This is a genomic window from Phocaeicola plebeius (assembly GCF_003437535.1).
Taxonomy (GTDB): Bacteria; Bacteroidota; Bacteroidia; order Bacteroidales; family Bacteroidaceae; genus Phocaeicola; species Phocaeicola plebeius_A.
This window is the reverse complement of the sequence record NZ_QSQT01000003.1, coordinates 151,599-177,474: the sequence shown is the minus strand read 5'-3', so window position 1 is coordinate 177,474 and position 25,876 is coordinate 151,599. Positions and strand designations below refer to the sequence as shown.

22 protein-coding genes and 3 tRNA genes are annotated in these 25,876 nt (G+C 45.4%); 6 read left to right on the top strand and 19 right to left on the bottom strand.

The features are described from left to right. Positions 1 to 74: 74 nt before the first annotated feature. From DXD04_RS03030 to DXD04_RS03000, 7 genes are all read right to left on the bottom strand, one after another. The gene (locus tag DXD04_RS03030; RefSeq protein WP_147330738.1) at positions 75 to 608 is read right to left on the bottom strand and encodes a hypothetical protein; all 534 of its coding nucleotides are present in this window, start codon (positions 606 to 608) and stop codon (positions 75 to 77) included. A 54-nt stretch (positions 609 to 662) separates the two neighbouring features. Next, on the bottom strand, positions 663 to 962 hold the full coding sequence (locus DXD04_RS03025; protein ID WP_147330737.1) for a hypothetical protein: 300 nt from the start codon (positions 960 to 962) through the stop codon (positions 663 to 665). Positions 963 to 1,183: 221 nt separating this feature from the next. Continuing rightward, positions 1,184 to 1,636, bottom strand: a complete 453-nt coding sequence (locus DXD04_RS03020; protein WP_117670725.1) for a DUF1896 family protein — start codon at positions 1,634 to 1,636, stop codon at positions 1,184 to 1,186. Positions 1,637 to 1,641: 5 nt separating this feature from the next. Further along, a complete protein-coding gene (locus DXD04_RS03015) occupies positions 1,642 to 2,871 on the bottom strand; it encodes a site-specific integrase (RefSeq protein ID WP_117670723.1) in 1,230 nt (409 codons plus the stop codon). 381 nt (positions 2,872 to 3,252) lie between these two features. Continuing rightward, a tRNA-Ser gene (locus DXD04_RS03010) sits at positions 3,253 to 3,339 on the bottom strand. 11 nt (positions 3,340 to 3,350) lie between these two features. Next, a tRNA-Glu gene (locus tag DXD04_RS03005) sits at positions 3,351 to 3,423 on the bottom strand. A gap of 23 nt (positions 3,424 to 3,446) precedes the next feature. Beyond that, a tRNA-Ser gene (locus DXD04_RS03000) sits at positions 3,447 to 3,533 on the bottom strand. A 256-nt stretch (positions 3,534 to 3,789) separates the two neighbouring features. Between DXD04_RS03000 and pflB the strand changes: the two genes are divergently transcribed. From pflB to DXD04_RS02985, 3 genes are all read left to right on the top strand, one after another. Continuing rightward, positions 3,790 to 6,012: a formate C-acetyltransferase gene (gene pflB / locus DXD04_RS02995; protein WP_117670721.1), complete on the top strand. Its 2,223-nt coding sequence runs from the start codon at positions 3,790 to 3,792 to the stop codon at positions 6,010 to 6,012. A 90-nt stretch (positions 6,013 to 6,102) separates the two neighbouring features. Continuing rightward, positions 6,103 to 6,831, top strand: a complete 729-nt coding sequence (gene pflA, locus DXD04_RS02990; protein WP_117670719.1) for a pyruvate formate-lyase-activating protein — start codon at positions 6,103 to 6,105, stop codon at positions 6,829 to 6,831. Between the two features lie 212 nt (positions 6,832 to 7,043). Then, positions 7,044 to 7,238 carry a hypothetical protein gene (locus tag DXD04_RS02985; RefSeq protein ID WP_117670716.1) on the top strand — a complete coding sequence of 65 codons (195 nt, stop codon included), beginning with the start codon at positions 7,044 to 7,046 and terminating at the stop codon, positions 7,236 to 7,238. An 88-nt stretch (positions 7,239 to 7,326) separates the two neighbouring features. Here DXD04_RS02985 and DXD04_RS02980 read toward each other — a convergent pair whose 3' ends face one another. The 5 genes from DXD04_RS02980 to DXD04_RS02960 form a co-directional block, all read right to left on the bottom strand. After that, a complete protein-coding gene (locus DXD04_RS02980) occupies positions 7,327 to 7,914 on the bottom strand; it encodes a LutC/YkgG family protein (RefSeq protein ID WP_117670714.1) in 588 nt (195 codons plus the stop codon). Between the two features lie 7 nt (positions 7,915 to 7,921). Beyond that, positions 7,922 to 9,289 (bottom strand): lactate utilization protein B, encoded by a 1,368-nt coding sequence (locus DXD04_RS02975; RefSeq protein ID WP_117670712.1) that lies wholly within the window; start codon positions 9,287 to 9,289, stop codon positions 7,922 to 7,924. Continuing rightward, a complete protein-coding gene (locus DXD04_RS02970; RefSeq protein ID WP_022053503.1) occupies positions 9,286 to 10,026 on the bottom strand; it encodes a (Fe-S)-binding protein in 741 nt (246 codons plus the stop codon). Before DXD04_RS02970 ends, DXD04_RS02975 begins: the two co-directional genes overlap by 4 nt. Before the next feature lie 291 nt (positions 10,027 to 10,317). Further along, positions 10,318 to 10,926, bottom strand: coding sequence for a response regulator transcription factor (locus DXD04_RS02965; RefSeq protein ID WP_022053502.1), 609 nt, complete (start codon positions 10,924 to 10,926; stop codon positions 10,318 to 10,320). Continuing rightward, positions 10,923 to 11,624: a hemerythrin domain-containing protein gene (locus DXD04_RS02960; RefSeq protein WP_258362730.1), complete on the bottom strand. Its 702-nt coding sequence runs from the start codon at positions 11,622 to 11,624 to the stop codon at positions 10,923 to 10,925. The genes DXD04_RS02965 and DXD04_RS02960 overlap by 4 nt, the downstream gene beginning before the upstream one ends. Positions 11,625 to 11,854: 230 nt before the next feature. Here DXD04_RS02960 and DXD04_RS02955 point away from each other — a divergent pair, with 230 nt between their 5' ends. Both DXD04_RS02955 and DXD04_RS02950 read left to right on the top strand, forming a co-directional pair. Further along, a complete protein-coding gene (locus DXD04_RS02955) occupies positions 11,855 to 12,193 on the top strand; it encodes a hypothetical protein (RefSeq protein WP_007561228.1) in 339 nt (112 codons plus the stop codon). A 9-nt stretch (positions 12,194 to 12,202) separates the two neighbouring features. Beyond that, positions 12,203 to 14,056, top strand: a complete 1,854-nt coding sequence (locus tag DXD04_RS02950) for a YgiQ family radical SAM protein (protein WP_117670710.1) — start codon at positions 12,203 to 12,205, stop codon at positions 14,054 to 14,056. Between the two features lie 26 nt (positions 14,057 to 14,082). Here the strand turns inward: DXD04_RS02950 and DXD04_RS02945 are convergent, their stop codons facing one another. The 4 genes from DXD04_RS02945 to DXD04_RS02930 form a co-directional block, all read right to left on the bottom strand. Then, positions 14,083 to 15,000 carry a DMT family transporter gene (locus DXD04_RS02945; protein WP_117670709.1) on the bottom strand — a complete coding sequence of 306 codons (918 nt, stop codon included), beginning with the start codon at positions 14,998 to 15,000 and terminating at the stop codon, positions 14,083 to 14,085. 130 nt (positions 15,001 to 15,130) lie between these two features. Further along, positions 15,131 to 16,471 (bottom strand): citrate/2-methylcitrate synthase, encoded by a 1,341-nt coding sequence (locus tag DXD04_RS02940; RefSeq protein ID WP_007561217.1) that lies wholly within the window; start codon positions 16,469 to 16,471, stop codon positions 15,131 to 15,133. A 53-nt stretch (positions 16,472 to 16,524) separates the two neighbouring features. Beyond that, on the bottom strand, positions 16,525 to 17,796 hold the full coding sequence (gene icd, locus DXD04_RS02935) for an NADP-dependent isocitrate dehydrogenase (protein ID WP_177298350.1): 1,272 nt from the start codon (positions 17,794 to 17,796) through the stop codon (positions 16,525 to 16,527). Beyond that, positions 17,793 to 20,048, bottom strand: coding sequence for an aconitate hydratase (locus tag DXD04_RS02930; RefSeq protein ID WP_117670707.1), 2,256 nt, complete (start codon positions 20,046 to 20,048; stop codon positions 17,793 to 17,795). Before DXD04_RS02930 ends, icd begins: the two co-directional genes overlap by 4 nt. A gap of 471 nt (positions 20,049 to 20,519) precedes the next feature. Here DXD04_RS02930 and DXD04_RS02925 point away from each other — a divergent pair, with 471 nt between their 5' ends. After that, the gene (locus DXD04_RS02925; RefSeq protein WP_117670705.1) at positions 20,520 to 22,724 is read left to right on the top strand and encodes a sodium-translocating pyrophosphatase; all 2,205 of its coding nucleotides are present in this window, start codon (positions 20,520 to 20,522) and stop codon (positions 22,722 to 22,724) included. 56 nt (positions 22,725 to 22,780) lie between these two features. Here DXD04_RS02925 and DXD04_RS02920 read toward each other — a convergent pair whose 3' ends face one another. The 3 genes from DXD04_RS02920 to DXD04_RS02910 are packed head-to-tail and all read right to left on the bottom strand — an operon-like array spanning position 22,781 to position 25,873. Then, the gene (locus DXD04_RS02920; protein ID WP_117670703.1) at positions 22,781 to 23,197 is read right to left on the bottom strand and encodes an amino acid-binding protein; all 417 of its coding nucleotides are present in this window, start codon (positions 23,195 to 23,197) and stop codon (positions 22,781 to 22,783) included. Positions 23,198 to 23,212: 15 nt separating this feature from the next. Then, complete coding sequence (locus DXD04_RS02915) at positions 23,213 to 24,514, bottom strand: phenylacetate--CoA ligase family protein (RefSeq protein ID WP_117670701.1); 1,302 nt, start codon at positions 24,512 to 24,514, stop codon at positions 23,213 to 23,215. A gap of 42 nt (positions 24,515 to 24,556) precedes the next feature. Beyond that, positions 24,557 to 25,873, bottom strand: a complete 1,317-nt coding sequence (locus DXD04_RS02910; RefSeq protein ID WP_117670699.1) for an aminotransferase class I/II-fold pyridoxal phosphate-dependent enzyme — start codon at positions 25,871 to 25,873, stop codon at positions 24,557 to 24,559. Positions 25,874 to 25,876 lie beyond the last annotated feature (3 nt).

Genomic DNA, 25,876 nt, shown 5'->3' with positions numbered 1-25,876 from the left:
TTTCCTTACATTTATATATTCTTTCCAAAAACAAAATTTTATAGTATATAATTTATACTAAAAATGAAATCGTATTATTTTTTATTATCATAAGATTTTTCATTATTAGAAATATACTCTTTTTCATACTCAGTCACATAATGCAGGAATTCAATCGTCTTCAGACGTTGTTCAACACTAGTTTTAGATACAAGTACAGGTTCTTCATCACTAGCACACCAATGGGCATACATATCAATAAGTGCCTGGATATCCTTCCTTATATATTGTGGTACACGCATGGTTACAGAAGGAGAATTTCCGGCAAGCTTCTTTCTGCCAGTTCCTTTTCTTCTTCCCCCTTTCTTTTGTGCTATAATCTTCTCAATATCTACAGAAGTTAGAATTTGAGGTCTATAATATTCAGGTAAACCACCCTTGGCCTTGTAATAATAGCTGCCATAAGGATTTCTCCATATCCGATCGAGTTTGTTCAACAAGTAGAGTCGAATAACTTCCTTGCACAATTCATGGTCATAAATATTCCTGACTGATTTCGTCACATTTTCAGAGGTATAAAATGGTATAATAATATCGTATTTCGTAACGAGAGTATCTGTCGGTTTCATAATATAAAATGAGTTATTTGATTTTGTTACTTTTTCAAAAGGCATAATTAATGCTTATATAAAGCATAGCAACAACAGAATGATTGCAGCAATCGCAATCCATTTGACGATAGTGAGTATTACAGAAAATGCAAACCTCATTATGCTCGAAATGAGAATAAAACCAATAAGCAATCCTATAGCTATAACCACTTCTTTGGTAATGATGCAGCTAAGCAGCCAGCAGAAGCCTATCAGAACAGCAATATAAAATGTTAGCTTGATTAGAGATATAACTCGATAATGTGAAGCAGGCTGATTTACAGGTTGCTTCTTCAATGATTCATTTGATATAAAAGTAGGTTCTGTTTTCATAAGCATCCATTTTAGAAAGTTAATATTAGGTCGGGATAGAACAACCTTTGTTTCAAGGGCTTTATAAAGGTCGGCTTTCAGAAAAGGCAAGGACTATGGGATAAATACAACCTTCAGGTGGAGATTTCTCCCATAGCCTTGGGAATCCTTGCCGATTGAAAGCCGGAAATTACCTTTGCACTTGAACAAAAGTTGTCCCGACTTTAACTGGTAAAACTGAATCAGAAAACAGGAAGCTCGTTTCTTTCAATAATAATCTGTATGCAACCTGTTAGTTCAGTGTAAAGTTCATCATACTCTGGTTTACCGTCAAAATCATCATCAAGTTTATATTTGGCAAATGTTTTCTGAATAGCTGTATTGCCCAAAAGGATAGCTGCCAACCTCTCAGCAAGACTCTGAGGTATATTTTCTGCAAACTCATTCCATAATACTTCTACAATTGTATCATACTTGGAAAAGTGGAGTCCATTGTACAGAACCTCATTTGCTGCTTCTTCAGCTTCAAGATCTGAAAGACCAATGGTTATGGCATTGGCATATACATTCAATGCTTCATCTGCACGGCTACTTAGGAAAGCTTTGTCATTGGACAATTCCGGATGATGCTCACTGATATACTTCCCCAATAAAGACTGGAAGTAAGAAAGTTCTCTTTTTTCGTTTGTTTTCATGTTACCTACTTTTTTATTTGGTTAATGGAATCATTGAAATTATCTAATTTACCTGCAAGTGCCAGCATATCTTCTTCTATCTTCTTGTTTGTTATACGGGCATATACTTGTGTAGTCCTTATATTGGTGTGACCAAGCATTTTTGACACAGATTCAATAGGAACACCTTTACTTAATATCATTGTAGCAAATGTATGTCTTGCCAGGTGATAAGTCAAATTCTTTTTAATACCACAGACATCACCGATTTCTTTTAAGTAACTGTTCATCTTCTGATTGGATAATATAGGAAGAAGTTTACCATCCTTCGTTCTTCCTCTATACTTTTCAATAATCATAGCCGGAATATCAAGCAATAAAATATTACTTGGGACTTTTGTCTTCTGACGTGTAGTCATTATCCATCGTTTACCATCAAGTGTAACTATATTATCTTGTGTTAGATTTGCGACATCTATGTATGCCAAACCACAGAAGCACGAAAAAATAAAAATGTCCCTTACAGCTTCAAGTCGTGCTGTCGGAAATTCCTTTTCCATGATACATTTTATTTCTTCATCTGTAAGGAAACCTCGGTCAACATATTCCAATTGGAAATGATGATTCATAAACGGATCATGAGTAATCAAGTCTTTCTTTTGGGCATCCCTAACAACAGTCTTAAAGAACTTTAATATTTTGGTTGCAGTGTTGATTTTAAGATTAGCTACAGAACGCAAGTATGTTTCAAAATCATTGATAACCTGATGTGTCAGTTCTTTTGGCATCAAGTCTTTACGTCTATACTTATATCGCAAAAAATTCTCAAAATGACGTTTGGTCCCTGAATATTTGTGATAGGTAGCTTTTGCTTTGATTGTTCCTACCTGAGCCTGCAGTTCTTTTAAATAATCATCATAGAATTCAAGAATGGTAATTTTTGCCTTATCCTTCCCAAGAAAAAAATTCTTTATTTTTTCAAGAGTAAGGTCTGCATCACTTTCATGGCGCTTAAAGATTTCCTGGAAAGATGTAGATATTTCATCCAATTGAGCATTGACAACCAATGCCTCCTGAGTACGCCCTTTCATTCGGCTTGTTGAATTACACCACAATTTTTTATCCACATAGATACCGGATGAACCTACATTAAGCATTTCTTTGTTTAAATAGATTCTGATCATCAAAGGAGATTTACCACTTTTGTTCTCGTAATTGGAGCGTACATAGAACGACACTTTAAAAATCATTCTCATAATAACTAATCATTTTTTAGTGTAGCAATTTTGCCACAAAGTTCGACATAATTTATTATGAATGAGTGATTTATAAGGCGTCAATTTGGCTATCTTTTGACCGTCACTGCTACATTTTTTTGCCAAAAATGCGAGGTCATTTTCTGTAGCAGAGAATTCAAGATGGTATTCATCTCAAATTTTCTGCTACATTTTTGTGACAGCAAAATTTCTGTAGCAGAAATTGTAGCAGAAATTGACTAAGATATGACTGCCAACCGATGCTGGATGGCCTTCATCTTGAAACAAAAATATACGAAAAAAGCACCGTAATCAATTGATATACGGTGCTTTGACTCCTTGAGTGAAGGTTTAATTGAATACCTTCTTTTAGTCTCGTTGCGGAAGCTGGGGGATTCGAACCCCCGGTACGGTTACCCGTACGGCAGTTTAGCAAACTGCTGGTTTCAGCCACTCACCCAAACTTCCAGTAGCTGATGTAGCGCATACGGGAATCGAACCCGTGTTTCAGCCGTGAGAGGGCCGCGTCCTAGGCCACTAGACGAAAGCGCCATTCTCTTTCCTAATTACAGAAGCGGAAGCTGGGGGATTCGAACCCCCGGTACGGTTACCCGTACGGCAGTTTAGCAAACTGCTGGTTTCAGCCACTCACCCAAACTTCCAATCTTCTTTGGGAACGCATCTTCTCTCAAATGCGGTGCAAATATAGAGCGACTTTTTGAGTTGTGCAAACTTTTGCAAAGATTTTTTCGCAAACACACCTCTCCCTTAACCCGTTTCTATAACCTATACTACTTTGTAATTAATGCAAAATAATAATATACCACAAAATAGGTATTGTACAACACAAGGTTTTTCACTACCTTTGCACTCGGTTTAGAGAACCACATTTACATAACTTTTTAATATTTCAAATTTATGGCAATGAATTTTAAAGAAGGCCGTTGGAACCATGAAATCAACGTCACCGATTTCGTAAAGACAAACATTACGCCTTACGAGGGCGACGCTTCATTCCTGGTCGGTCCAACTGAACGTACAAAAGCTGTTTGGAACAAATGTTTGGAAGCTTTGGCTGAAGAACGTGCAAACAATGGTGTACGCTCGCTCGATCCGTCCACAGTATCAACCATCACTTCTTTCGCACCGGGATATATTGATAAGGAAAATGAAGTCATTGTCGGCTTGCAGACTGACGAAGTGTTGCGCCGCGCAATCAAACCTTTTGGAGGTATCAAGGTAGTAGAAAAAGCTTGCCGTGAAAACGGAGTAGAAGTTGACCCGAAGGTTAAAGATATTTTCACTCATTATCGCAAAACTCATAACGACGGGGTCTTCGATGCATACACAGAAGAAATCCGTTCTTTCCGCTCACTTGGTTTCTTGACAGGACTTCCTGACAACTATGCACGCGGACGAATCATCGGTGATTACCGTCGTCTGGCATTGTATGGTCTGGACAGACTGATTGAAGCTAAACAAAATGATTTGCGTCACCTGACTGGTCCGATGACTGATGCCCGCATCCGTCTTCGTGAAGAAGTGGCAGAGCAGATCAAGGCCCTGAAGGAAATCAAGATCATGGGAGAACAATACGGTCTTGAACTGGGACGTCCGGCTCACAATGCACAGGAAGCTGTTCAGTGGGTATACATGGCTTACCTGGCTGCCGTAAAAGAACAGGATGGTGCTGCCATGTCATTGGGTAACGTATCGTCTTTCCTGGATATCTATATTGAATATGATATGGCTCATGGCCTGCTTGACGAAGCACATGCACAGGAGTTGATTGACCAGTTTGTTATCAAACTGCGTATGGTACGCCACTTGCGTATGCAGGCTTATACCGACATCTTTGCCGGCGACCCGACATGGGTGACTGAGTCTATCGGCGGACGCTTCAACGACGGACGTACAAAAGTAACCAAGACTTCATTCCGTTTCTTGCAGACATTGTACAACCTCGGTCCTTCACCAGAACCGAACTTGACCGTGCTGTGGAGTCCGGAACTGCCGGAAGGTTTCAAGAACTTCTGTGCACAGGTTTCTATCGATACATCTTCTATCCAGTACGAGAACGACGACCTGATGCGTGAAGTACGTAACTCTGACGACTACGGTATCGCTTGCTGTGTATCTTATCAGGACATCGGCCGTCACATCCAGTTCTTCGGTGCACGCTGTAACCTGGCTAAGGCATTGCTGCTGGCTATCAACGGCGGACGCTGTGAAAACACCGGCACACTGATGGTAAAGGACATTCCGGCATTGAGCGGTGATGTATTGAACTTTGAAGAAGTGCTTGCCAACTATAAGAAAGTGCTGAAAGAAATGGCACGCGTGTACAACGAAGCCATGAACATCATCCACTACATGCACGACAAGTATTATTACGAAAAGGCTCAGATGGCTTTCGTAGATACTGACCCGGTTATCAACCTGGCTTACGGTGTGGCAGGTATGTCTATCGCTGTTGACTCATTGTCTGCCATCAAGTATGCAAAGGTAACAGCTCGCCGTAACGACATCGGACTGACAGAAGGATTCGACATCGAAGGTGAATTCCCCTGCTTCGGAAATGACGATGACCGCGTAGACCACCTGGCAGTAGACTTGATTTACTACTTCGACGAAGAATTGAAGAAATTGCCGGTTTACAAGAATGCCAAACCGACCTTGTCTATCCTGACCATTACTTCAAATGTGATGTATGGTAAGAAAACAGGTGCCACTCCAGACGGCCGTGCCAAAGGTGTAGCATTTGCTCCTGGAGCTAACCCGATGCACGGGCGCGACAAGAACGGTGCCATTGCTTCTCTGAGTTCTGTAGCTAAATTGCGCTACCGTGACTCACAGGACGGTATCAGTAATACCTTCTCTATCGTACCGAAATCTTTGGGAGTAGATATGGAAAACCGTATCGAGAACCTAGTAACGATGATGGACGGTTACTTCGTGAAAGGTGCGCATCACCTGAACGTAAACGTATTGAACCGGGAAATGCTAGAAGATGCCATGGAGCATCCGGAAAAATATCCTCAGCTGACAATTCGTGTATCTGGTTATGCGGTGAACTTCATCAAACTGAGCCGTGAGCATCAGCTGGAAGTAATTTCACGCAGCTTCCACGAACGCATGTAATTCTTGCATAAAGAGTATATAATTTTAACTGGACACAAGCTACCCGGATTTTCAGTCCGGTAGTTTGTGTCTATTATTTTTTATCCTATCATGATTAGAGTACATTCATACGAATCATTAGGCACATACGACGGTCCGGGAATACGTCTCGTTGTTTTCTTGCAAGGCTGTAATTTCCGATGCCTTTATTGTGCCAATCCCGATACTATTGATGCCAAAGGTGAAAGTAAAGAAACTGCTCCTGAAGAGATTCTCAAGATGGCTGTAAGCCAAAAACCTTTTTTCGGGAAGAAAGGAGGCATTACTTTCAGTGGAGGAGAACCGACCTTTCAGGCAAAAGCCTTGGTTCCTTTATTCCGCATGCTGAAAGAAGCGGGCATTCATATCTGCATAGATACAAATGGCGGAATCTGGAACGAAGATGTAAAGGAGTTGCTTTCGCTGGCAGACCTCGTACTACTTGACGTAAAAGAGTTCAATGACGAACGTCATAAAGCACTCACCTCCAGAAGTAATGCACAAACCCTGAAAACTGCAGCCTGGCTTGAAGAAAACCAGAAACCGTTCTGGCTGCGTTATGTACTGGTACAAAAGTACAGCTACTTTAAAGAAGACATAGAAGCACTCGGCGAGCATTTCAAAGACTATCGCATGATTGAACGGGTTGAGATACTTCCCTATCACACTCTAGGTGTACATAAATATGAAGCCATGAAAATGGACTACCAGCTGAAAGATGTACAACTCAACACGCAAGCGCAATTAGATGAAGCGAAAGAATTGTTTGAAAAGTACTTCAGGACGGTTTACATAAACTAAGTAATTAGTTTACAACAAATTACTCAATCTCAGTACTCCTTAAGAAGTACTGACCGACTCCAACTTAAAATAAAAAACTGCAACTTTTTCTGAAAAAATTTATCACCCTCATGCAGTATTTACATATATGTGTCATTTATTAGTCAGACAACAGGAAATAATAAGACTATAATTACTATATGGAGAAAAGAAGGTTAGTGAATAAAACCGAGATGGGAAAAGAAAATTTTAAAAGAATTTCCAGCAAACAACTGGAAGCCAGGATTACGGCCTTCACTGTCATACTGGCAGTAATTGTCATGAACATATTGTGGTGGACAGGTACACAGTTCTTAGAGTTGAACAACAACCACAATATTACGGAAACTGCAAAACCTTTCAATCAACAGGCCATGCAGCACCGATAAACCCTGTCATTGGGGAATCAACACAAAAAGGAGTCCCGGTATCCAAGTTCAAAGATACCGGGACTCCTTTTTTCTATCTGTTACCTTATTACAGTAATAAAACGGTCAGTTCACGCGCTCCGTGTGCTCCCATCACCAGCGCCTGCTCAATATCCGCCGTTTTTGATGGACCAGAGATGAATACACCGTAACCATACTCTCCTGTATCTATTTTCTGATACGCCTCGTGCATGTTGTTTACCAGATTTTTCCGGTCGAGCAGAAGTATCAAGGCCTCAGAAATAAAGTACACCGCACGCTGTTCCACATCCTGCTGTACCCAGACAGCTCCGTTTTCACACACACCGATGCGTCCGTCTACCACAGCCAGGTCTGTGCCATCCAAATCAGCAGAAGCCTCCACATCGTCAGGATGAAAAGTGGCACAGGTTATATTCTTCAGATTGGAAGCAATACGTTTGGCATCCGGATACAATTTACGGACCAGCGCATTGACATCTTCTCCCTCATTGACCGTCACCACACGTCCGCCGACTTCTGCCACAACCTTACAGAATTGTGCTACCTGATCAGCGTACGTAATTGCTCCTTGTTCCAATGCAGACAAGTCCGGCTTTTCATAACGTACTCGCGTATTACGACGTATGTTCTGCAATATATCTTCTCTACTACTCATAGCTTCCCTATTTTACTTTACCCTTTTTCCACATTTCATTAAAACTTTCCTTAGCAAACTGTGGCATTTCATGTTCTTTTCCCCAGTCATTCAATCCATTGTACACCAGTGAACGAGGGAAAGAATTCACCCACGAAGCCCGTGCCAGAGCCAAATTAAATAAAGACGGATGTTCCATCAGCACCTTCATACCGCCCGACATGAGACGCTTGGACGAGCTGGCTACTCCCAAGCCATCCAGTTTTTGTCTCCAACGATAAATCTGGTCTGCCAAATCTACTTTCGCCGGACACACATTCTGGCAAGAATAACACAAAGAACAGGCCGATACATTATCATAATAGTGTAAAGGTGCTTTCAGCATTCCCAGATTAATGCCAATCGGGCCCGGAATAAAATAGGTATAAGAATATCCGCCGGAACGACGGTACACCGGACATGTATTCATGCAAGCTCCGCATCGCAAGCAGTTCAATGTCTTTACATGCTCCTGATCAGCCAGAATATTACTACGCCCGTTATCTACGATAATGATGTGCAGTTCACCTCCTTTGCGGGGTTTACGATAATGCGAGGTATAGGTCGTGATAGGTTGTCCGGTACCAGAACGTGCCAGCAAGCGGGTAAATACGCCCAGTGCCTCACGGTCTGGCACAATCTTCTCCAGCCCGAAAGCTGCAATCTGTAATTTAGGTTGCGAAGTACCCATATCCGCATTACCTTCATTGGTACACACCACAAACTCACCCGTAGAAGCCACGGCAAAATTAGCACCAGTCATGGCTGCTTCTGCTTCAATAAACTTATGACGCAGATTCTTACGTGCCGCATGCGTCAAATAAGTCTGGTCATTGTTGCCCGGCTCCGTGCCCATCTCTTTCACAAACAGTTCACCGATTTCCTCCTTCTTGATATGGATGGCCGGCACCACGATGTGACTGGGTTTCTTATGCATCAGCTGAAGGATTCTTTCTCCCAAATCACTTTCCACCACATCAATTCCTTTCTGAATCAGGAATTCATTCAGTCCACATTCTTCGGCCAGCATCGATTTACTCTTGATAAAGCGATGCACATTGTGTCCGTGCAGAATATTATAGATTATAGAACAATACTCATCGGCATCTTTCGCCCAATACACATGGGCTCCGTTTGCCTGTGCGTTCTTTTCAAACTCCTGCAAAAGCAAATCCAGGTGACTGTTGCTGTACATCTTGATGGCAGAAGCCATGTCGCGCAACTGTTCCCATTCCGGTACCTCCCGGCTAATCTTATCTCGTTTGGCACGCATCATCCACAAGGTCTGGTCATGCCATCCCGCCAGTTCCTTATTTTCCTGAAACTTCTCGGCGGTTTTTGAATGTTTCGTACTCATAGTCCTGCAGCTAAAACTTCTACAATATGAATGGTTTTGATAGGCAACTTCTCTCTGGCAATTATCCCGTTCTGATGCATCAGACAGGAGCCATCGGCACCTACGATATATTCTGCCCCCGTATCTATATGACGTTTTACCTTGTCACGTCCCATCTGTCCGGATACGGCGTGTTCTTCTACCGCAAACATACCTCCAAATCCACAACACTCATCCGGTCTTTCCGGTTCTACCACTTCAATGTCTTTCACCAAGGAAAGCAAATCACGAAGCTTATTATAATACGGGATATTCAATTCGCTCGGTGAAGAAAGGTGCATCAGGCGCACTCCATGACAACTGTTCTGGATACTGACCTTGTGAGGGAAAGAAGCCTGCAAGGAAGTGGGTTTCACCACGTCATGAATAAATTCGCAGATATCATAAATTTTGCCCTCGCTGGCACAACGATGAGGTTCCTTGGCTAATAACTGTCCATAATGATCACGCACAAATACCACACAGCTGGCCGACGGGCCTACAATGTAATCATACTGTTCAAAAAGACGGTCAAAACGTTTGGCCAACTCTACTGACTCTTCTTCAAATCCTGCATTTGCCATCGGTTGTCCGCAGCAAGTCTGGTCCAGCGGATAATCTACATCCACCCCCAGGCTTTTCAGCAACTTAAAAGAAGCCACTCCCACCTGCGGATAAACGGCATTGATATAACAGGGAATAAATAATCCTACTTTCATATACTTAAAATCTGTTATTCGTCTTCTTTCGAGCAAAAGTAAAAGGTTTTCTCGGGAAATGAAAACTTTATTTCAGATTTTGAAAACGATTTAAACCACCATAACAAAATGTAAAAAATGCGTGCGCCCCGCGAATCACTTCGCAGGGCGCACCCAACTAATAACTAACTTCTTTTACTTTTGTGGTTTACGTAATTTCTATATGACTAACACTGCAAAGATAGGTGTTAAAGGCTGTACCCGCAATACCTAAATGTAGGTATTTTAGAATTAATCCAAATAACGACCTTTCTAAAGATTCATTTTCACTTCACTCAACTCTACCAACTTATTTACGATGGCATAAATGGTCAGTCCGGCGGCCGAGTGAATCTGTAATTTTCGCGTAATGTTCCGGCGATGCGTAATGACCGTATGCACGGAAATATAGAGTTTTTCGGCAATTTCCTTATTGGTCATTCCTCGCACCACACAACCTACGATTTCTTTTTCCCGCTGGCTCAATGAGTCCTGGTCGCTTTCTTCCTCATCCGGCACGTTCATCAGCATCGACACCTTATGCGACAAAGAATCCACGTCGTCAAATAAATTGACCGAATCATCGTAGCCTTTCAACTGGTTGGCATCCACCATCGTGTAAATCAGCGACACGAATTTCATGGCAGCTTCCGGATATTCCTGCTTGAAAGCAGCCACATCGAACCATCCTCCAAATTGAGGGTTTATAATCAAAATTTGTGGAGTATGTGCCTCCATACAATGCTTCAGGCCCTCTTCTGAAGAAACCTCGATTACCTGTACCGGCAAATCAGGCAGACGCCTCAACACAGACACGAGTCCGCTGCGAATAATCATCGACGTATCTGCCACAGCAATGTATATTGTTTCCTGCGGTTTCATTTTATCTCCTTTTCCAACTCCATGATTGCGGGCACGAAAATAAAATCTTCCACCCGGTTGTGCGAAGCCAAATCCTCCTCACAACTAAATATATCGAACAAGGTAGCATTCAGCAGCTGGTTGTCCCCGCCCGACGGATAATATTTGATAATGATATTTTTCAGCTCGGTCAACTTGGCATTGATCTGGTCATGGTGACGGGCAAAAACTCCGATGCTGTAATCTTTCAGCCGTTCTCCCTTCAGCAAATGTTCCACATAAGTAAATACCTTTTCATTCTCATATTCCATGTGCTTGCGTACCTCGTGCACGTATGCATCGAAAAACTTCACAATCAGAAAAGCGACTTCATTCTCCGATGAACAGTCGATTGCCTCTATCAGTTTCCGCCGGATGGTAGGCAACTGGAAATCCAGAAAATAGGAATGAGCCTTTTTAAGGTATTCTACCAGTGCAGGAATGGAAAGTCCCTGCAAATGGTCGTGAATATGATTGCTCTCCTCGCCCAGGAAATTGACCACTATCAGGAATGTATTGCAATCCACCTGATTCATGTCGCACACTTCCTGCACGGACTTGTCACCAAACCCTAATGAGATGCCAAAACGGCTCATCACCTGCAGAAGAGCATAATTCTCACAAATCAAGTCGCCCATCTTGTCGGTGGGTTTATACATTCGCGTAGTATTGTTACACATAAATATCGTATTCATAAATTCACACTGCAAAATAAGAGAATCCTTTCAACACCCGCAATCACCATTTGTAGGTATATTGTCTGAAACATATCCGTCAGGCAAAGATAAGGCAGGCACCGCGTTTCCACCAGCCGAAAATACACAAAAATCCCTAAAGAAAAGAGAGAAAACGAGTCATCGTATCCAGAAAAAAAATACCTTTGTTACATAAACTTTAAAATTATCATATTATGTATACCATACAGACCAACGCTTCCGGCACACGCAGCATGGAAATTTCTGAAAAGCATCTGGAAACCATTGAAAAATATTCGCTCTTCCAACAGCTTATTGACAGCAACGGAATTGTGGACGAAACCGTGCTCGACAAACTGAAACTGAACATCCGTTCGCTCATTGCGTCCATGGAAGAAAACAGCAAGGACTTGCTCGACCTGTGCATTGACGTGATTTATCACAACAACATGAAAGCGTTCGGCTTACACCAGCTCATCCTTCTTTATATCAAATGGGAAAGAGAAAAAGAAGAGAAAGAGGAACAAGAAGAAACTGAAGAAAACCACAATTAAAGAAACGCCTTGAAAGAATACAAGCTGACCGACTGGTTGCCTACTACCAAGAAAGAGGCTGAACTGAGGGGATGGAACGAACTTGACGTCATCATCTTCAGTGGAGATGCGTACGTGGACCATCCTTCTTTCGGTGCTGCCGTCATCGGACGAATGCTTGAAGCCAAAGGACTGAAAGTAGCCATCATCCCCCAGCCCAACTGGCGCGATGACCTGCGCGACTTCAAGAAACTGGGAAGACCAAGACTGTTCTTCGGCGTATCTGCCGGATGTATGGACAGCATGGTCAACAAGTATACGGCCAACCGACGGCTGAGAAGCGAAGATGCCTATACGCCCGACGGACGCCATGACATGCGCCCGGAATATCCCAGCATTGTCTATACGCAGATTCTGAAAAAACTGTACCCTGACGTACCGGTGGTTTTAGGCGGTATCGAAGCCTCTCTTCGACGCCTGACGCACTATGATTATTGGGAAGAGAAATTACGTCCTTCCATCTTGGTAGAATCAGGAGCCGACCTGCTTATTTACGGAATGGGAGAAAAACCCATTACAGAACTGAGCGAGCGCTTGCTTGAAGTAAAAGGAGAAGTTCATGCTGGAGACTTGCCGCACGACATTCCACAAACAGCCTACCTGATTTCACAGAAAGAGGTAGCCGCTCTGCCAGAAAATCCGAACGGCCAAGGCGACCTGACACTCTATTCGCATGAAGAATGCCTGAAGGATAAGAAAAAGCAGGCACAGAACTTCCGACATATTGAGGAAGAATCCAACCGCTATGCGGCAGCCCGCATCCTTCAGCAGGTAGGAAAGCAGACGGTGGTAACCAATCCACCTTATCCTCCCATGACGCAAGGAGAGCTGGACATGTCGTTCGACCTGCCTTACACCCGCCTTCCGCATCCTAAATACAAAAACAAGCGGATTCCGGCTTATGAAATGATCAAGTTCTCTGTCAACATCCACCGCGGATGCTTTGGCGGATGTGCTTTCTGTACCATCTCGGCTCATCAGGGAAAGTTCATTGTCAGCCGAAGCAAGGAAAGTATTCTCAAGGAAGTGAAAGCCATCGCTGAAATGCCTGACTTCAAAGGGTATCTGAGTGATTTGGGAGGTCCCTCGGCCAACATGTACCAAATGGGTGGAAAAGATACGGCTCTTTGCCGTCGCTGCAAACGTCCGTCGTGCATCCATCCTAAAGTCTGCCCGAACCTGAATACCGACCACCAGCCGTTATTAGAGATATACCATGCAGTAGACAGTTTGCCGGGTATCAAGAAAAGCTTTATCGGTAGTGGAGTGCGTTACGACCTGCTTCTGCATCAGAGTAAAGATGCAAAGACCAACCAGAGTACCAAGGAATATACTCGCGAACTGATTACACGTCACGTAAGCGGACGACTGAAAGTAGCTCCGGAACATACCAGTGACAAAGTGCTATACCTGATGCGCAAGCCACCGTTCGAGCAGTTCTACGAGTTCAAGCGTATCTTTGACAAAATCAACAAAGAAGCGGGATTAAGGCAACAGATTATCCCCTACTTCATCAGCAGTCACCCTGGCTGTACGGAAGAGGACATGGCCGAACTGGCGGTCATCACCAAGAAACTGGACTTCCATCTGGAGCAGGTACAGGACTTTACGCCTACTCCCATGACCGTCTCTACGGAAGCATGGTACACAGGCGTACATCCCTACACATTGGAACCGGTATTCTCGGCCAAGACCCCTCGTGAAAAACTTGCCCAGCGCATGTTCTTCTTCTGGTATAAACCTGAGGAACGGAAGGCCATTATCAACGAATTACGGAAAATCGGTCGAAACGACCTTATCAACAAACTATACGGGAAATCGTGATTTTCCCACCGCAAGGTTCGTCCGTGTCAAGCATGACGCGGACGAATTTTGCGTACTACCGTCGACAAACTTTTCTGGATGGTCCGGGTCAGCACAATTAAGGTAACGGCCACCAAGATAAGGAATATTCCCCAGCCTTCCTGCATGGTAAACTCTTCCCCAAAAATCAAGGCACCGATACATACGGCCGTCACTGGCTCCATGGCTCCCAATACCGAAGTCATTGTTCCACCAATATTCTGTACGGCCAAGACCAAGGTAATATTGGAAATAACAGTAGGCACCACCGCCAGCAAGAACAGATTACCGATTGAAACTGCATCCGGCACAGGCTGTATTCCCTGATTGGTCAACGCTTTTATGGCAAACAGCACCGTACTTACGATAAATACGTAAAAAGCTAATTTCCGTCCGCTCATGTCACGCAATCTTGATTTATTGACTGCTACAATGTAGCCCGCATAACATACGGCTGAAAGCAGGACAATAATCACTCCCGTCGCATCGGCCGACAACTCATCTCCCTTCAACGAAAGTTCAGATACGCCATATATTGCCAGCAGAATAGCTACCCACGTTACCCAGGAAGCTTTCTCACGGAACAAGACCAACATCAGCAAGGTCACAAATACGGGATAGGTAAAATGAAGTGTCGTGGCTACCCCGGCTCCCATAAATCCATATCCCCAGAACAGGAACATAGCTGATCCTGTGTACAGCAGTCCCAACAAAAGAAACATCGGAATATCACGGCTTTCTATACGAAATGACTCCTTCTTTATTTTCATCATGGCACCCAATGCAAAGGTGGCAAAGAGAAAACGATAAAAAAGAATCGAATCAAACACCATCCCTTTCTGCATCAAAGGCAGCGTAAACAAGGGTATCAAACCAAATGTTACCGAAGTGGCAATCCCATAGAAAAAACCTTTCAAGCTATTCATATTTTCTGATTTTACGATAAAAACGCCGCAAAGGTACACAATTTAGCCGACATTCCTAAAAAGAAAAGAAGCGGCAGATACCTCATTATCGGGTTTCTGTCGCTTCCTCCATATAAAATCACTTGAACTTTTATCTTTCTCCAATCGGCTTGTAGTCCACTTCCTCCAGTACGTTCTTGTACGCCGGACGGATAATGCGACGACCTTCGAAGTTCAGTTCCTCAATACGGTGTGCCGTCCATCCCACAATACGGGCCATGGCAAACAGCGGCGTATAGATTTCATGCGGCAAACCCATCAGTTCGTAGATAAAGCCTGAATAGAAATCCACATTCGAGCAAACCTGCTTCTTGGTTCCTTTCACTTTCTTGAAGCATTCAATGGCACGCTGTTCCAGGAGTTCAAGGAAAGCAAATTCTTTCTCACATCCCTTTTCTGCCACCAATTCACCAGCCAGTTCCTTCAGCAATACGGCACGCGGATCGGAAATCGTGTACACCGCATGACCGATACCGTAAATCAATCCACTGCCATCGTAGGCTTCCTTGTTCAGCATGCGGGTCAGATAAGTATCGATTTCGTCTACATTCGTCCAGTCAGAAATCACCTCTTTCAAGTGATGGAACATCTTGACCACCTGAATGTTGGCACCTCCGTGCAGAGGACCTTTCAACGAACCGATTCCGGCTGCAATGCTAGAATACGTATCCGTGCGAGTAGAGCTGGTGACACGTACGGTAAATGTTGAGTTATTACCACCTCCATGCTCTGCCTGAAGCACCAGCAGCAAGTCGAGCATACGCGCTTCCAGTGGAGTGTATTCTTTCTTAATCATGTAAAGGAAGTTTTCGGCCAGCGACAGATTCTCGTGCGGATGGCGAATGTGCAGCGAACGTCCATGTATGCTGTGACGATAGATGCTATACGCATACGCAATGATGGTCGGGAACTTTGAAATCAGTTCGATGGACTGACGCATCAGGTTGTCGCGTGAAATATCATCCGGATTCGGGTCGAACGTGTACATTTCGAGCACACTACGTGCCAGGATGTTCATGATGTTCTGCCCTTCCAGATCGATAATGTTCATGGTCGTCTTCTTGTCCAGCGGCATGTTGTCATTGATGAGCTCCTTGAACGAAGCCAGTTGTTCGCTGTCCGGAAGTTCACCCGACAACAACAGGTAAGCCACTTCCTCAAAGCCGAAACGCTTCTCGCGCAGCAAGGCATGAGCAATGTCATCCAAATCGTATCCGCGATAGAACAACTTGCCCGGAATAGCCTTCAATCCCTGGTCGGTACGTTCATAGCCCACCACATTACCAATCTTTGTCAGTCCCACGAGCACACCCGTACCATCTTCGTTACGCAGCCCCCGCTTTACATTGTATTTCGTGAACAGTTCATTGTCGATGCGGCATGCCTGCTTGGCACACTCGGAAAGTTTGTAAACTATATATTCTTTCTTCATAAACTTCTCTTTTTATCCATTAAAAACACTCCGACAAGAAAATCCTCCGACTATTACAGCAAAGAAATGATTTTCTGTCCAAATTCATTCGTGCCCAACGCGTGGCCATTCGGCATAAAACGCGCCAAATCATGAGTAGCCTCTCCTTTCGAGAAAGCTTTCTCCAAGGCATTCACAATCAGTTGGGCAGCTTCTTTCCAGCCCATGTACTCCAGCATCATGACAGAAGAGAGCAGCAAGGAACACGGATTCACCACATTCTTTCCGGCAATGTTCGGTGCCGTGCCGTGAGTCGCTTCAAAGATGGCATGTCCGCTCTTGTAATTGATGTTGGCTCCCGGTGCGATACCGATACCGCCCACCATGGCTGCCAGCTGGTCGGACACATAATCACCGTTCAGGTTCAGCGTAGCAATGACCGAATATTCTTCCGGAATGAGCAGGGTATTTTGCAGGAAAGCATCTGCAATGCAATCCTTCACCACCACTTTTCCATCGTTGATGGCTTTGGCTACGGCAGCCTTGGCAGACTCTTCACCCAACTCTTTCTTCAAGCGGTCATATTCGTTCATGGTGAAAGTCTGGTCCTTGAACTCAGTTTCAGCCACTTCGTATCCCCAGCGCTTGAAACCTCCTTCCGTAAACTTCATGATATTTCCCTTGTGCACCAGTGTTACTGACGGCAAGCCGTGTTGCAACGCGTATTCAATGGCTGCACGCACCAGTCGCTGGGTACCTTCCTTTGACACAGGTTTCACACCAAATGAAGAGGTTTCCGGGAAACGTACCTTAGTCACACCCATCTCATCACGAAGGAAAGCATAGAATTTCTGTGCTTCCGGTGTACCTTGTTCCCATTCGATACCCGCATAAATGTCTTCCGTATTTTCACGGAAAATGTGCATGTTCACCTTGTGCGGCTCTTTCACCGGAGAAACGACTCCTTTGAACCAGCGTACCGGACGCAGGCAGACATACAAATCAAGCGTCTGACGCAATGCCACATTCAGCGAACGGATACCACCGCCCACCGGAGTGGTCAACGGACCTTTGATACCTACCAGATATTCCTTGAATGCTTCCAGCGTAGCCTCCGGCAACCATTCACCAGTCTGCTCAAAAGCCTTTCCACCAGCCAGCACCTCTTTCCATTCAATGCGGCGCTTGCCTACGTAAGCCAGCTCTACTGCTGTATTGACAATTTTCTGACAAACCGGAGTGATTTCTGCTCCTACTCCATCCCCTTCGATAAAAGGAATCACTACGTGATCGGGAACCACCAGTTTCCCGTCCTGCATATACATCTTATTGCTCATTTCTCTCATTTTTTAAAGGTGTTCAAGGCTGAACCGGCCTTAAACCAGTTAATTTGCATTTCATTATAGGTATGAAGCACTTCGAATGTTTCTGTCGTGCCGTCTTCGTGCGTCAATACGGCATGCAACGGTTTACCCGGAGCAAAGCGTTGCAACCCCAAGATAGAAATCCGGTCGTGCTCACGCACCTTGTCGTAATCGTTCTTGTCGGCAAAAGTCAGTGCCAGCATACCCTGTTTCTTCAAGTTTGTTTCATGAATACGGGCAAAACTCTTGGCCAGGATTACCCGCACGTTCAGAAAGCGCGGTTCCATGGCGGCATGTTCACGACTGGAACCCTCTCCGTAGTTTTCTTCTGCCACTACGATAGAGCCCATGCCCTTTGCCTTGTACTGCTTGGCCACTGCCGAAACGGCTTCATATTCGCCAGTCAACTGATTCCATACGCAGTTAGTCTTACCGTTGAATGCATTGACAGCCCCCATCAGCATATTATCGGAAATATTTTCCAGGTGTCCGCGGAAGCGCAACCATGGTCCGGCCATAGAGATGTGGTCGGTAGTACATTTTCCCTGCGTCTTAATCAGCAGCGGAAGTTCCATGAAGTCTTCTCCATTCCATGCAGCAAACGGTTCCAGTTTCTGCAAGCGCTGTGAGTCCGGCTGAATGGTCACTTCCACCTTTCCTCCGTCGGCCGAAGGAGCCACATAGCCATTGTCATCTACTGTAAATCCTTTCAGCGGCAGTGTTTCCCCCGTCGGCGAATCAAGTCTGACCTCTTCTCCCTTCTCATTCTTCAGTGTATCCGTCAGCGGATTAAAGCACAGGTCGCCCGCAATGGCAAACGCCACAGCCATTTCCGGTGAAGCAATGAACGCATGTGTGTTCGGATTGCCATCGGCACGCTTGGCAAAGTTACGGTTGAACGAAGTCACGATAGAATTAGCCCGAAGCGGATCGTCAGTCACACGCTTCCACTGTCCGATACAAGGACCGCAGGCATTGGTCATCACCACACCGCCGATGCTCTTCAAGTCCTCAATCATGCCGTCGCGCTGAGCCGTGCAATATACCTGTTCCGAACCCGGATTGATAATCAGCGAAGCCTGCATCTTCAAACCTTTTGCCTTTACCTGACGGGCTACCGAAGCTGCACGACTCAAATCCTGATAAGAAGAGTTGGTACAAGAACCAATCAATCCCACTTCCATCTTCTGCGGGAACCCTTCCTTCTTCACACGGGCAGCAAATTCCGATACCGGACAAGCTGCATCGGGCGTAAACGGTCCGTTCACATACGGTTCCAGTGCAGAAAGGTCGATTTCAATCAAACGGTCGTAATATTTCTCCGGCTGCTGTGCCACTTCCGCATCTGCCCGCAAATCGGCCGCATTAGCCTCAGCCAGTTCGGCAATATCCTCACGTCCGGTAGCGCAGAGGTAGCGCTTCATCTCCTCATCATAAGGGAAAACAGAAGTCGTAGCTCCCACCTCAGCTCCCATGTTACAGATAGTAGCCTTTCCGGTAGCAGACAACGAGCGGGTTCCCTCTCCGAAATATTCAATAATGGCATTCGTTCCTCCCTTCACGGTGAGAATACCTGCCAGTTTCAAAATCACATCTTTTGGTGAAGCCCATCCGTTCAACGCACCGGTCAGCTTCACACCAATCAGTTTCGGCATCTTCAATTCCCATTCCATACCGGTCATTACGTCCACTGCGTCGGCACCGCCCACGCCAATGGCAATCATACCCAATCCACCGGCATTCGGGGTGTGTGAGTCGGTTCCCACCATCATGCCACCCGGAAACGCATAGTTCTCAAGTACGACCTGATGAATGATACCTGCTCCCGGTTTCCAGAAGCCGATGCCGTACTTCGAAGCCACACTTTTCAGAAAATCGTATACCTCTTTATTAGTAGTGCAAGCAGAAGGCAAATCCTCTTCCACTCCTTTATATGCTTGAATCAAATGGTCACAATGTACGGTAGCAGGAACAGCTGAAACGGATTTTCCCGCATTCATAAACTGCAGCAGCGCCATCTGGGCCGTCGCATCCTGCATGGCTACGCGGTCCGGACGGAAGTTAACATACTCTTCCCCCCGACGGAAAGCAGCCATCGTGTTTTCGTCGTATAAATGTGCATACAATATTTTTTCAGCCAAAGTCATGGCACGCCCCAGTTTCTTACGGGCCTTTTCTACTTTTTCTGCATACGACGCATAGAACGTCTTCTGCATTTCCATGTCGTAAATCATCTGAACAATCTTTTATAACTTCGTGCGCAAATATATTGAAAATATCTCACAATATCACACTTGTATTAAATAAAAAACAACAATCTGCCACAAAACCTCATCCCTTTATAACAGAGGGCTGGTTTTTACCGCATTCCGGAAAACTTTTTGACACGTCATTATCCTTAAATTGAAAATTACCTGCATATTCTTGCTATTTTTCTTGTTCGTTTTCTACGTTTTCCTACTGCAAACCCTATGTTTCCCGTCGCAAAAACGTAGGGTTCCCGAACGGAAAACATACGGTTCCGCGACGGGAAACATAAAAAAACCTTGAAAAGTTTCCGAATAAACTTACCGAACTTAGAAAAAAACAGAGCCATCACATAAAAGCCCAATTATCCGCCTTTTCTGCCAGTAGAATCTCCCGCATTTTATTCGTTTTCTTCGGGATTTTTTGTAAGTTTGGAGAAACTCTTATTCAACTGTATTATGGAAACATATCTATTCTGGCTGGTCCCGGCGGCATCGCTGCTGGCATTGGCACTTGCCGGATACTTCTACCGGCAAATGAAGCAGGAAAGCGAAGGTACCCCCACCATGGCACGCATTGCATCGTATGTCCGGAAAGGAGCCATGTCTTACCTGAAACAGCAATATAAAATAGTTACCCTTGTATTTATCGGACTGGCTGCCTTGTTTGCCATCATGGCCTATGGGTTCAACTTGCAAAATCCGTGGGTACCCGTAGCATTCCTCACAGGAGGCTTTTTCTCCGGTCTGTCAGGTTATTTAGGCATGAAAACCGCTACGTATGCCTCTGCACGTACGGCAAATGCCGCACGCAACTCTCTGAACAAAGGATTGAAGGTAGCATTTCGCAGTGGAGCGGTTATGGGACTTGTGGTCGTAGGACTGGGATTGTTTGATATTTCTTTCTGGTACCTGCTGTTGGATTTCTGTATTCCGGAAGATGCATTGAATCCCACTGCCAAGTTGTGTGTCATCACCACCACGATGCTGACTTTTGGAATGGGCGCCTCCACCCAGGCTTTGTTTGCCCGTGTAGGAGGAGGTATTTATACCAAGGCGGCCGATGTGGGAGCTGACCTGGTGGGGAAAGTAGAAGCGGGCATTCCGGAAGACGACCCGCGCAACCCGGCTACGATTGCCGACAATGTAGGCGATAACGTAGGTGATGTAGCCGGAATGGGAGCCGACCTCTACGAATCCTACTGCGGCTCGATTCTGGCTACCGCTGCCCTGGGAGCTGCCGCCTATGTCGGCACGGGAGATACCGCCATGCAGTTTAAAGCCGTCATCGCTCCGATGCTGATTGCAGCCGTAGGTATCATCTTGTCCATCATCGGTATTTTTGCCGTACGTACCAAAGAAAATGCAGGCATGAGGGAATTGCTCAAGGCTTTATCTACAGGCACCAACCTCAGTGCGGGATTGATTGTCATCGCCACCTTTAGCATTCTTTGGGTACTACAAATTGATAACTGGCTGTATATTTCACTGGCTGTAGTCATCGGACTGATTGTGGGTATCGTCATCGGACAGTCTACTGAATTCTACACTTCCCAATCCTACAAGCCTACTCAAAAACTGGCGGAAAGCGGAAAGACAGGTCCGGCTACCGTCATCATTTCGGGTATCGGATTAGGAATGGTATCGACTACGATTCCGGTCATTGCAGTTGTAACCGGCATCATCCTGTCCTACTGGCTGGCCTCTGGTTTCGATTTTACCAACATCAGCATGGGACTTTATGGCATCGGTATTGCTGCCGTGGGTATGCTGTCCACTTTGGGCATCACATTAGCCACGGATGCCTACGGGCCGATTGCCGACAATGCCGGCGGTAATGCGGAGATGAGTGGTTTGGGAGCAGAAGTCCGTAAACGCACGGATGCATTGGATTCACTGGGCAATACCACAGCCGCTACGGGTAAAGGTTTCGCCATCGGTTCTGCCGCCCTGACCGGACTGGCACTACTGGCTTCTTATATTGAAGAAATACGCATCGGCCTGGAACGTATCGGTACCACCGTACTGGAACTTCCCAACGGACTGGAAGTAATGATTCGGGAAGCCGGATTCACGGACTTCATGATGTTCTACGATGTCACGCTTATGAATCCCAAGGTACTTTCGGGAATGTTTATCGGTAGCATGATGGCCTTTCTGTTCTGCGGACTGACCATGAATGCTGTAGGAAGAGCAGCTGCCCACATGGTAGAGGAAGTACGCCGGCAGTTCCGTGAAATCAAAGGTATTCTGGAAGGAAAGACTGAACCTGACTACGCACGCTGTGTACAGATTTCCACTCTTGGTGCACAAAAAGAAATGGTATTCCCGTCACTGCTGGCCATCATCGCCCCCATTGTGACAGGTCTGCTGTTTGGTGTGCCGGGCGTCATCGGTCTGCTGATAGGAGGACTTTCCTCAGGTTTCATTTTAGCGATTTTCATGGCCAATTCCGGAGGTGCCTGGGACAATGCCAAGAAATACGTGGAAGAAGGAAACTTTGGCGGGAAAGGCAGTGAAGTACACCGGGCCACAGTCGTAGGCGATACGGTAGGGGACCCGTTTAAAGATACCTCCGGTCCCAGCCTGAACATCCTGATTAAACTGATGAGCATGGTAGCCATCGTCATGGCAGGTCTGACCGTTTCATGGAGCTTATTCTAACAATAAAAATTCCCCCGCCAACCTAAAACCGTGACGGGGGAATTTGCATATAGAATTTACAATTCTTCTTTTGCCAACACATGACAATGATGTGCCTCAAGCACTTTCAGACATTGTGACATGTCATTCGGCTTGATAACCACATGAGCCTGATCGGCTTGTGCAAACGCATACATATACTCAATGAAAATCTGCTCTTCGGCCAAGTATTCCAATACCACAGCCAACGAGCCGGGCACATTGGCACACGAAAGACAAACCACATCGGTCGACATCACGGCAAAATTCTTTTCACGCAATACTTCTACCGCCTTGTCCACATCGGACACAATCAGTCGCAGAATACCGAAATCGGCTGTCTCAGCCATACTGAAAGCATGCATATTAATACCGTTTGCTCCCAAAGTATGCACTACATCATTGATTCTTCCGGTCTTGTTTTCCAAGAAAACAGACAATTGCTTAATTATCATAGTTTTTTGCTTTAGTTATACCAATACTCGTTTATCTATCACACGCTTGGACTTCCCTTCGCTACGGGTAATGCTGTTCGGTTCTACCAGTTTCACATCGGCACTGATGGACAATACACTCTTCAAGCGGTCGGACAGTGTTTTCTTCAACTTCAACATGGAACCGATGTCGTCACTGAAGAAGTCACGACGCACTTCTACCTGCACTTCCAGAGTATCCAGGTTGTTCTTGCGGTCTACCACCAGCATATATTGCGGCTCGAATTCCTTCATGCCCAAGATAACACTTTCTACCTGAGACGGGAAGACATTGATACCACGGATAATCAGCATATCATCGCTTCGGCCCATAATCGGCGTCATACGCACACTGGTACGGCCACACGGACATGGGTCAGCAATCAGCGAAGTCAGGTCCTTCGTGCGGTAACGCAACAGCGGCATACCTTCTTTGGTCAATGTGGTAAACACCAGTTCTCCCTGTGTGCCGTACGGAAGGGATTCCAGGGTAACCGGATCGATAATTTCCGGATAGAAATGGTCTTCGTTGATATGAGAGCCAAACTGTTCCTGACATTCGTAAGATACACCCGGACCCATAATCTCACTTAGTCCATAAATATTGTATCCCTTCAAGCCCAAACGGTTCTGTATTTCCTGACGCATGTTTTCCGTCCAAGGTTCTGCTCCAAACGCACCGATGCGCAGTCCTAATTTCTCTTTACGGATACCCATCTTTTCTACCACCTCTGCCAGATACAAGGCATACGAAGGGGTACAGGCAATACCCGTGATGTGCAAATCGCGAATCAAACGTACATGCTTTTCCGTATTTCCTGTAGAAGCCGGAATTACGGTAGCTCCTAAGTTCTCTACTCCATAATGTGCGCCCAATCCTCCGGTAAATAATCCATAGCCATAGCTTACGGAGAAAGTATCGTCACGGGTCACCCCGTATGCCGACAAGCAGCGTGACATCACTTCCGACCAGATGGACAAATCACGACGTGTATAGCCCACAATCGTAGGATTACCCGTTGTACCGGAAGAAGCATGTACACGCACCACCTCTGAAGGAGGAGCCGCCATCAGTCCGTAAGGATAATTGTCACGTAAATCCTGTTTGGTAGTAAAAGGCAGTTTGGTAATATCGTCTATGCTCCGGATATCATCTGGAGTCAGGTCCATTTCCTGCATTTTATGACGATAGAAAGGTACATTATGGTACACATACTGCACCAGTTTGCATAAGCGTTTTCCTTGCAGCTCGCGCATCTGTTCACGCGGCATACATTCTTTGTTCGGATTCCAAATCATAAGCTGTGTTTTTCTTTATTTCAGTAGTAGTTTTGTGATTCCTTATTTCAGCGGATGGTCGGCCTGGAATGCTTTCATACGTTCCTCCAGCACCGGATAAAGTTCTTCACGCATGCGCGACGTACAGGCTCTCACTCCTTGCTGTTCACTTCCGGTGGTAGACAAGGAAATACTGCTCACCCCATACATCATCAATTCACGCAGCAATTCGCCTCCTGTCAGTCCGGGGTATCCCAAGGTAAAGAAGAAGCCATCGCCCACCTGCTGAGTGACATCCTTATCATACACAATCGAGAAACCGTGGTCGGTGAAAATCTGCTTCATCCGGCGTGCCCGACGTTCATACTCGCGCACATCTTCTACAAAGTTGATTTCTCCTGAAATGGATTTCTCCAACATTTCGGCCATGGCATACTGGGTAGTAGCCGTGCAACCGGAAGTAATCATATACATGATAGAAGCAATGAAAGTCGGCCCGAATACACCTGAGTCTTCATAACGGGCTGCCAGTGCCGGATACTGCGTATCAAACAATTTATCGGACACGCAGGCTAAAGCTATACGCTGGCCGGCATAGCTGAAAATCTTGGATGCCGACAACATCAGAATATAATTATCGGTATAACGTGCGACCGTAGGTACAAAAGGCGGCTGATAGGGACGGCCAAACGCATGACGGAAGTCCATGCAGAAATAAGCCTGGTCTTCCAGCACAATCACATCGTACTGCGTAGCCAATTCTCCGATAATCTTCAACTCACTTTCTTCCAGACAAATCCATGCCGGATTATTAGGGTTAGAATATACCACAGCGGCAATATCTCCCTTCGACAGGAAACTTTCCAGTTTGGCACGCAGCGGTTCGCCACGGAAATCATGAATGTCGAACAACTCCCACTCAATGCCTAAAATGCGCAACTGAGATTTCTGTATCGGGAAACCCGGATCAATGAACAAGACCTTATTCTTTCCCGGGATTCGCTGGGTACAGGCGATAAAAGCACCGAAAGATGCTGCCACAGAACCGGTAGTAGGCAGACATGACCGCGGAGAAATATCAATATCGATAAAGGCTTTCACGAAACGTGAAGCAGCCTGTTTCAGTTCTGCCACTCCGGCAGCTGCCGGATATTGCGAACCGACTCCTCTATCGAGAGCTTTCTTCTCTGCCTCAATACCTATTTTATTGGCCGGAAGACCAGGAGAACCCTGATCCATCCGGATAAAAGGAATACCTGTCAGTTCTTCCAGGCGGGAAGCTACCAGCAACACATCCCCTATGGTGGCATTGGCCAAGTCGGCCACTTTCATTTCCTTCGCTACGGAATTTACCAGCTCTTCACTAAACACGCGACTCATAGG

Coding starts and splice junctions, on each gene's coding strand:
- icd (WP_177298350.1), bottom strand. CDS start 17,796: ATGAGAGAAATGAGCAATAAGATGTATATGCAGGACGGGAAACTGGTG.
- DXD04_RS02960 (WP_258362730.1), bottom strand. CDS start 11,624: ATGTGTAACAATACTACGCGAATGTATAAACCCACCGACAAGATGGGC.
- pflB (WP_117670721.1), top strand. CDS start 3,790: ATGGCAATGAATTTTAAAGAAGGCCGTTGGAACCATGAAATCAACGTC.
- DXD04_RS03020 (WP_117670725.1), bottom strand. CDS start 1,636: ATGAAAACAAACGAAAAAAGAGAACTTTCTTACTTCCAGTCTTTATTG.
- DXD04_RS02940 (WP_007561217.1), bottom strand. CDS start 16,471: ATGAAGAAAGAATATATAGTTTACAAACTTTCCGAGTGTGCCAAGCAG.
- DXD04_RS02985 (WP_117670716.1), top strand. CDS start 7,044: ATGGGAAAAGAAAATTTTAAAAGAATTTCCAGCAAACAACTGGAAGCC.
- DXD04_RS02975 (WP_117670712.1), bottom strand. CDS start 9,289: ATGAGTACGAAACATTCAAAAACCGCCGAGAAGTTTCAGGAAAATAAG.
- DXD04_RS02910 (WP_117670699.1), bottom strand. CDS start 25,873: ATGAGTCGCGTGTTTAGTGAAGAGCTGGTAAATTCCGTAGCGAAGGAA.
- DXD04_RS02945 (WP_117670709.1), bottom strand. CDS start 15,000: ATGAATAGCTTGAAAGGTTTTTTCTATGGGATTGCCACTTCGGTAACA.
- DXD04_RS02955 (WP_007561228.1), top strand. CDS start 11,855: ATGTATACCATACAGACCAACGCTTCCGGCACACGCAGCATGGAAATT.
- DXD04_RS02915 (WP_117670701.1), bottom strand. CDS start 24,514: ATGATTTGGAATCCGAACAAAGAATGTATGCCGCGTGAACAGATGCGC.
- DXD04_RS02920 (WP_117670703.1), bottom strand. CDS start 23,197: ATGATAATTAAGCAATTGTCTGTTTTCTTGGAAAACAAGACCGGAAGA.
- DXD04_RS02930 (WP_117670707.1), bottom strand. CDS start 20,048: ATGATTTACGACATGGAAATGCAGAAGACGTTCTATGCGTCGTATGCA.
- DXD04_RS03025 (WP_147330737.1), bottom strand. CDS start 962: ATGAAAACAGAACCTACTTTTATATCAAATGAATCATTGAAGAAGCAA.
- DXD04_RS03015 (WP_117670723.1), bottom strand. CDS start 2,871: ATGAGAATGATTTTTAAAGTGTCGTTCTATGTACGCTCCAATTACGAG.
- DXD04_RS02965 (WP_022053502.1), bottom strand. CDS start 10,926: ATGAAACCGCAGGAAACAATATACATTGCTGTGGCAGATACGTCGATG.
- DXD04_RS03030 (WP_147330738.1), bottom strand. CDS start 608: ATGAAACCGACAGATACTCTCGTTACGAAATACGATATTATTATACCA.
- pflA (WP_117670719.1), top strand. CDS start 6,103: ATGATTAGAGTACATTCATACGAATCATTAGGCACATACGACGGTCCG.
- DXD04_RS02970 (WP_022053503.1), bottom strand. CDS start 10,026: ATGAAAGTAGGATTATTTATTCCCTGTTATATCAATGCCGTTTATCCG.
- DXD04_RS02980 (WP_117670714.1), bottom strand. CDS start 7,914: ATGAGTAGTAGAGAAGATATATTGCAGAACATACGTCGTAATACGCGA.
- DXD04_RS02925 (WP_117670705.1), top strand. CDS start 20,520: ATGGAAACATATCTATTCTGGCTGGTCCCGGCGGCATCGCTGCTGGCA.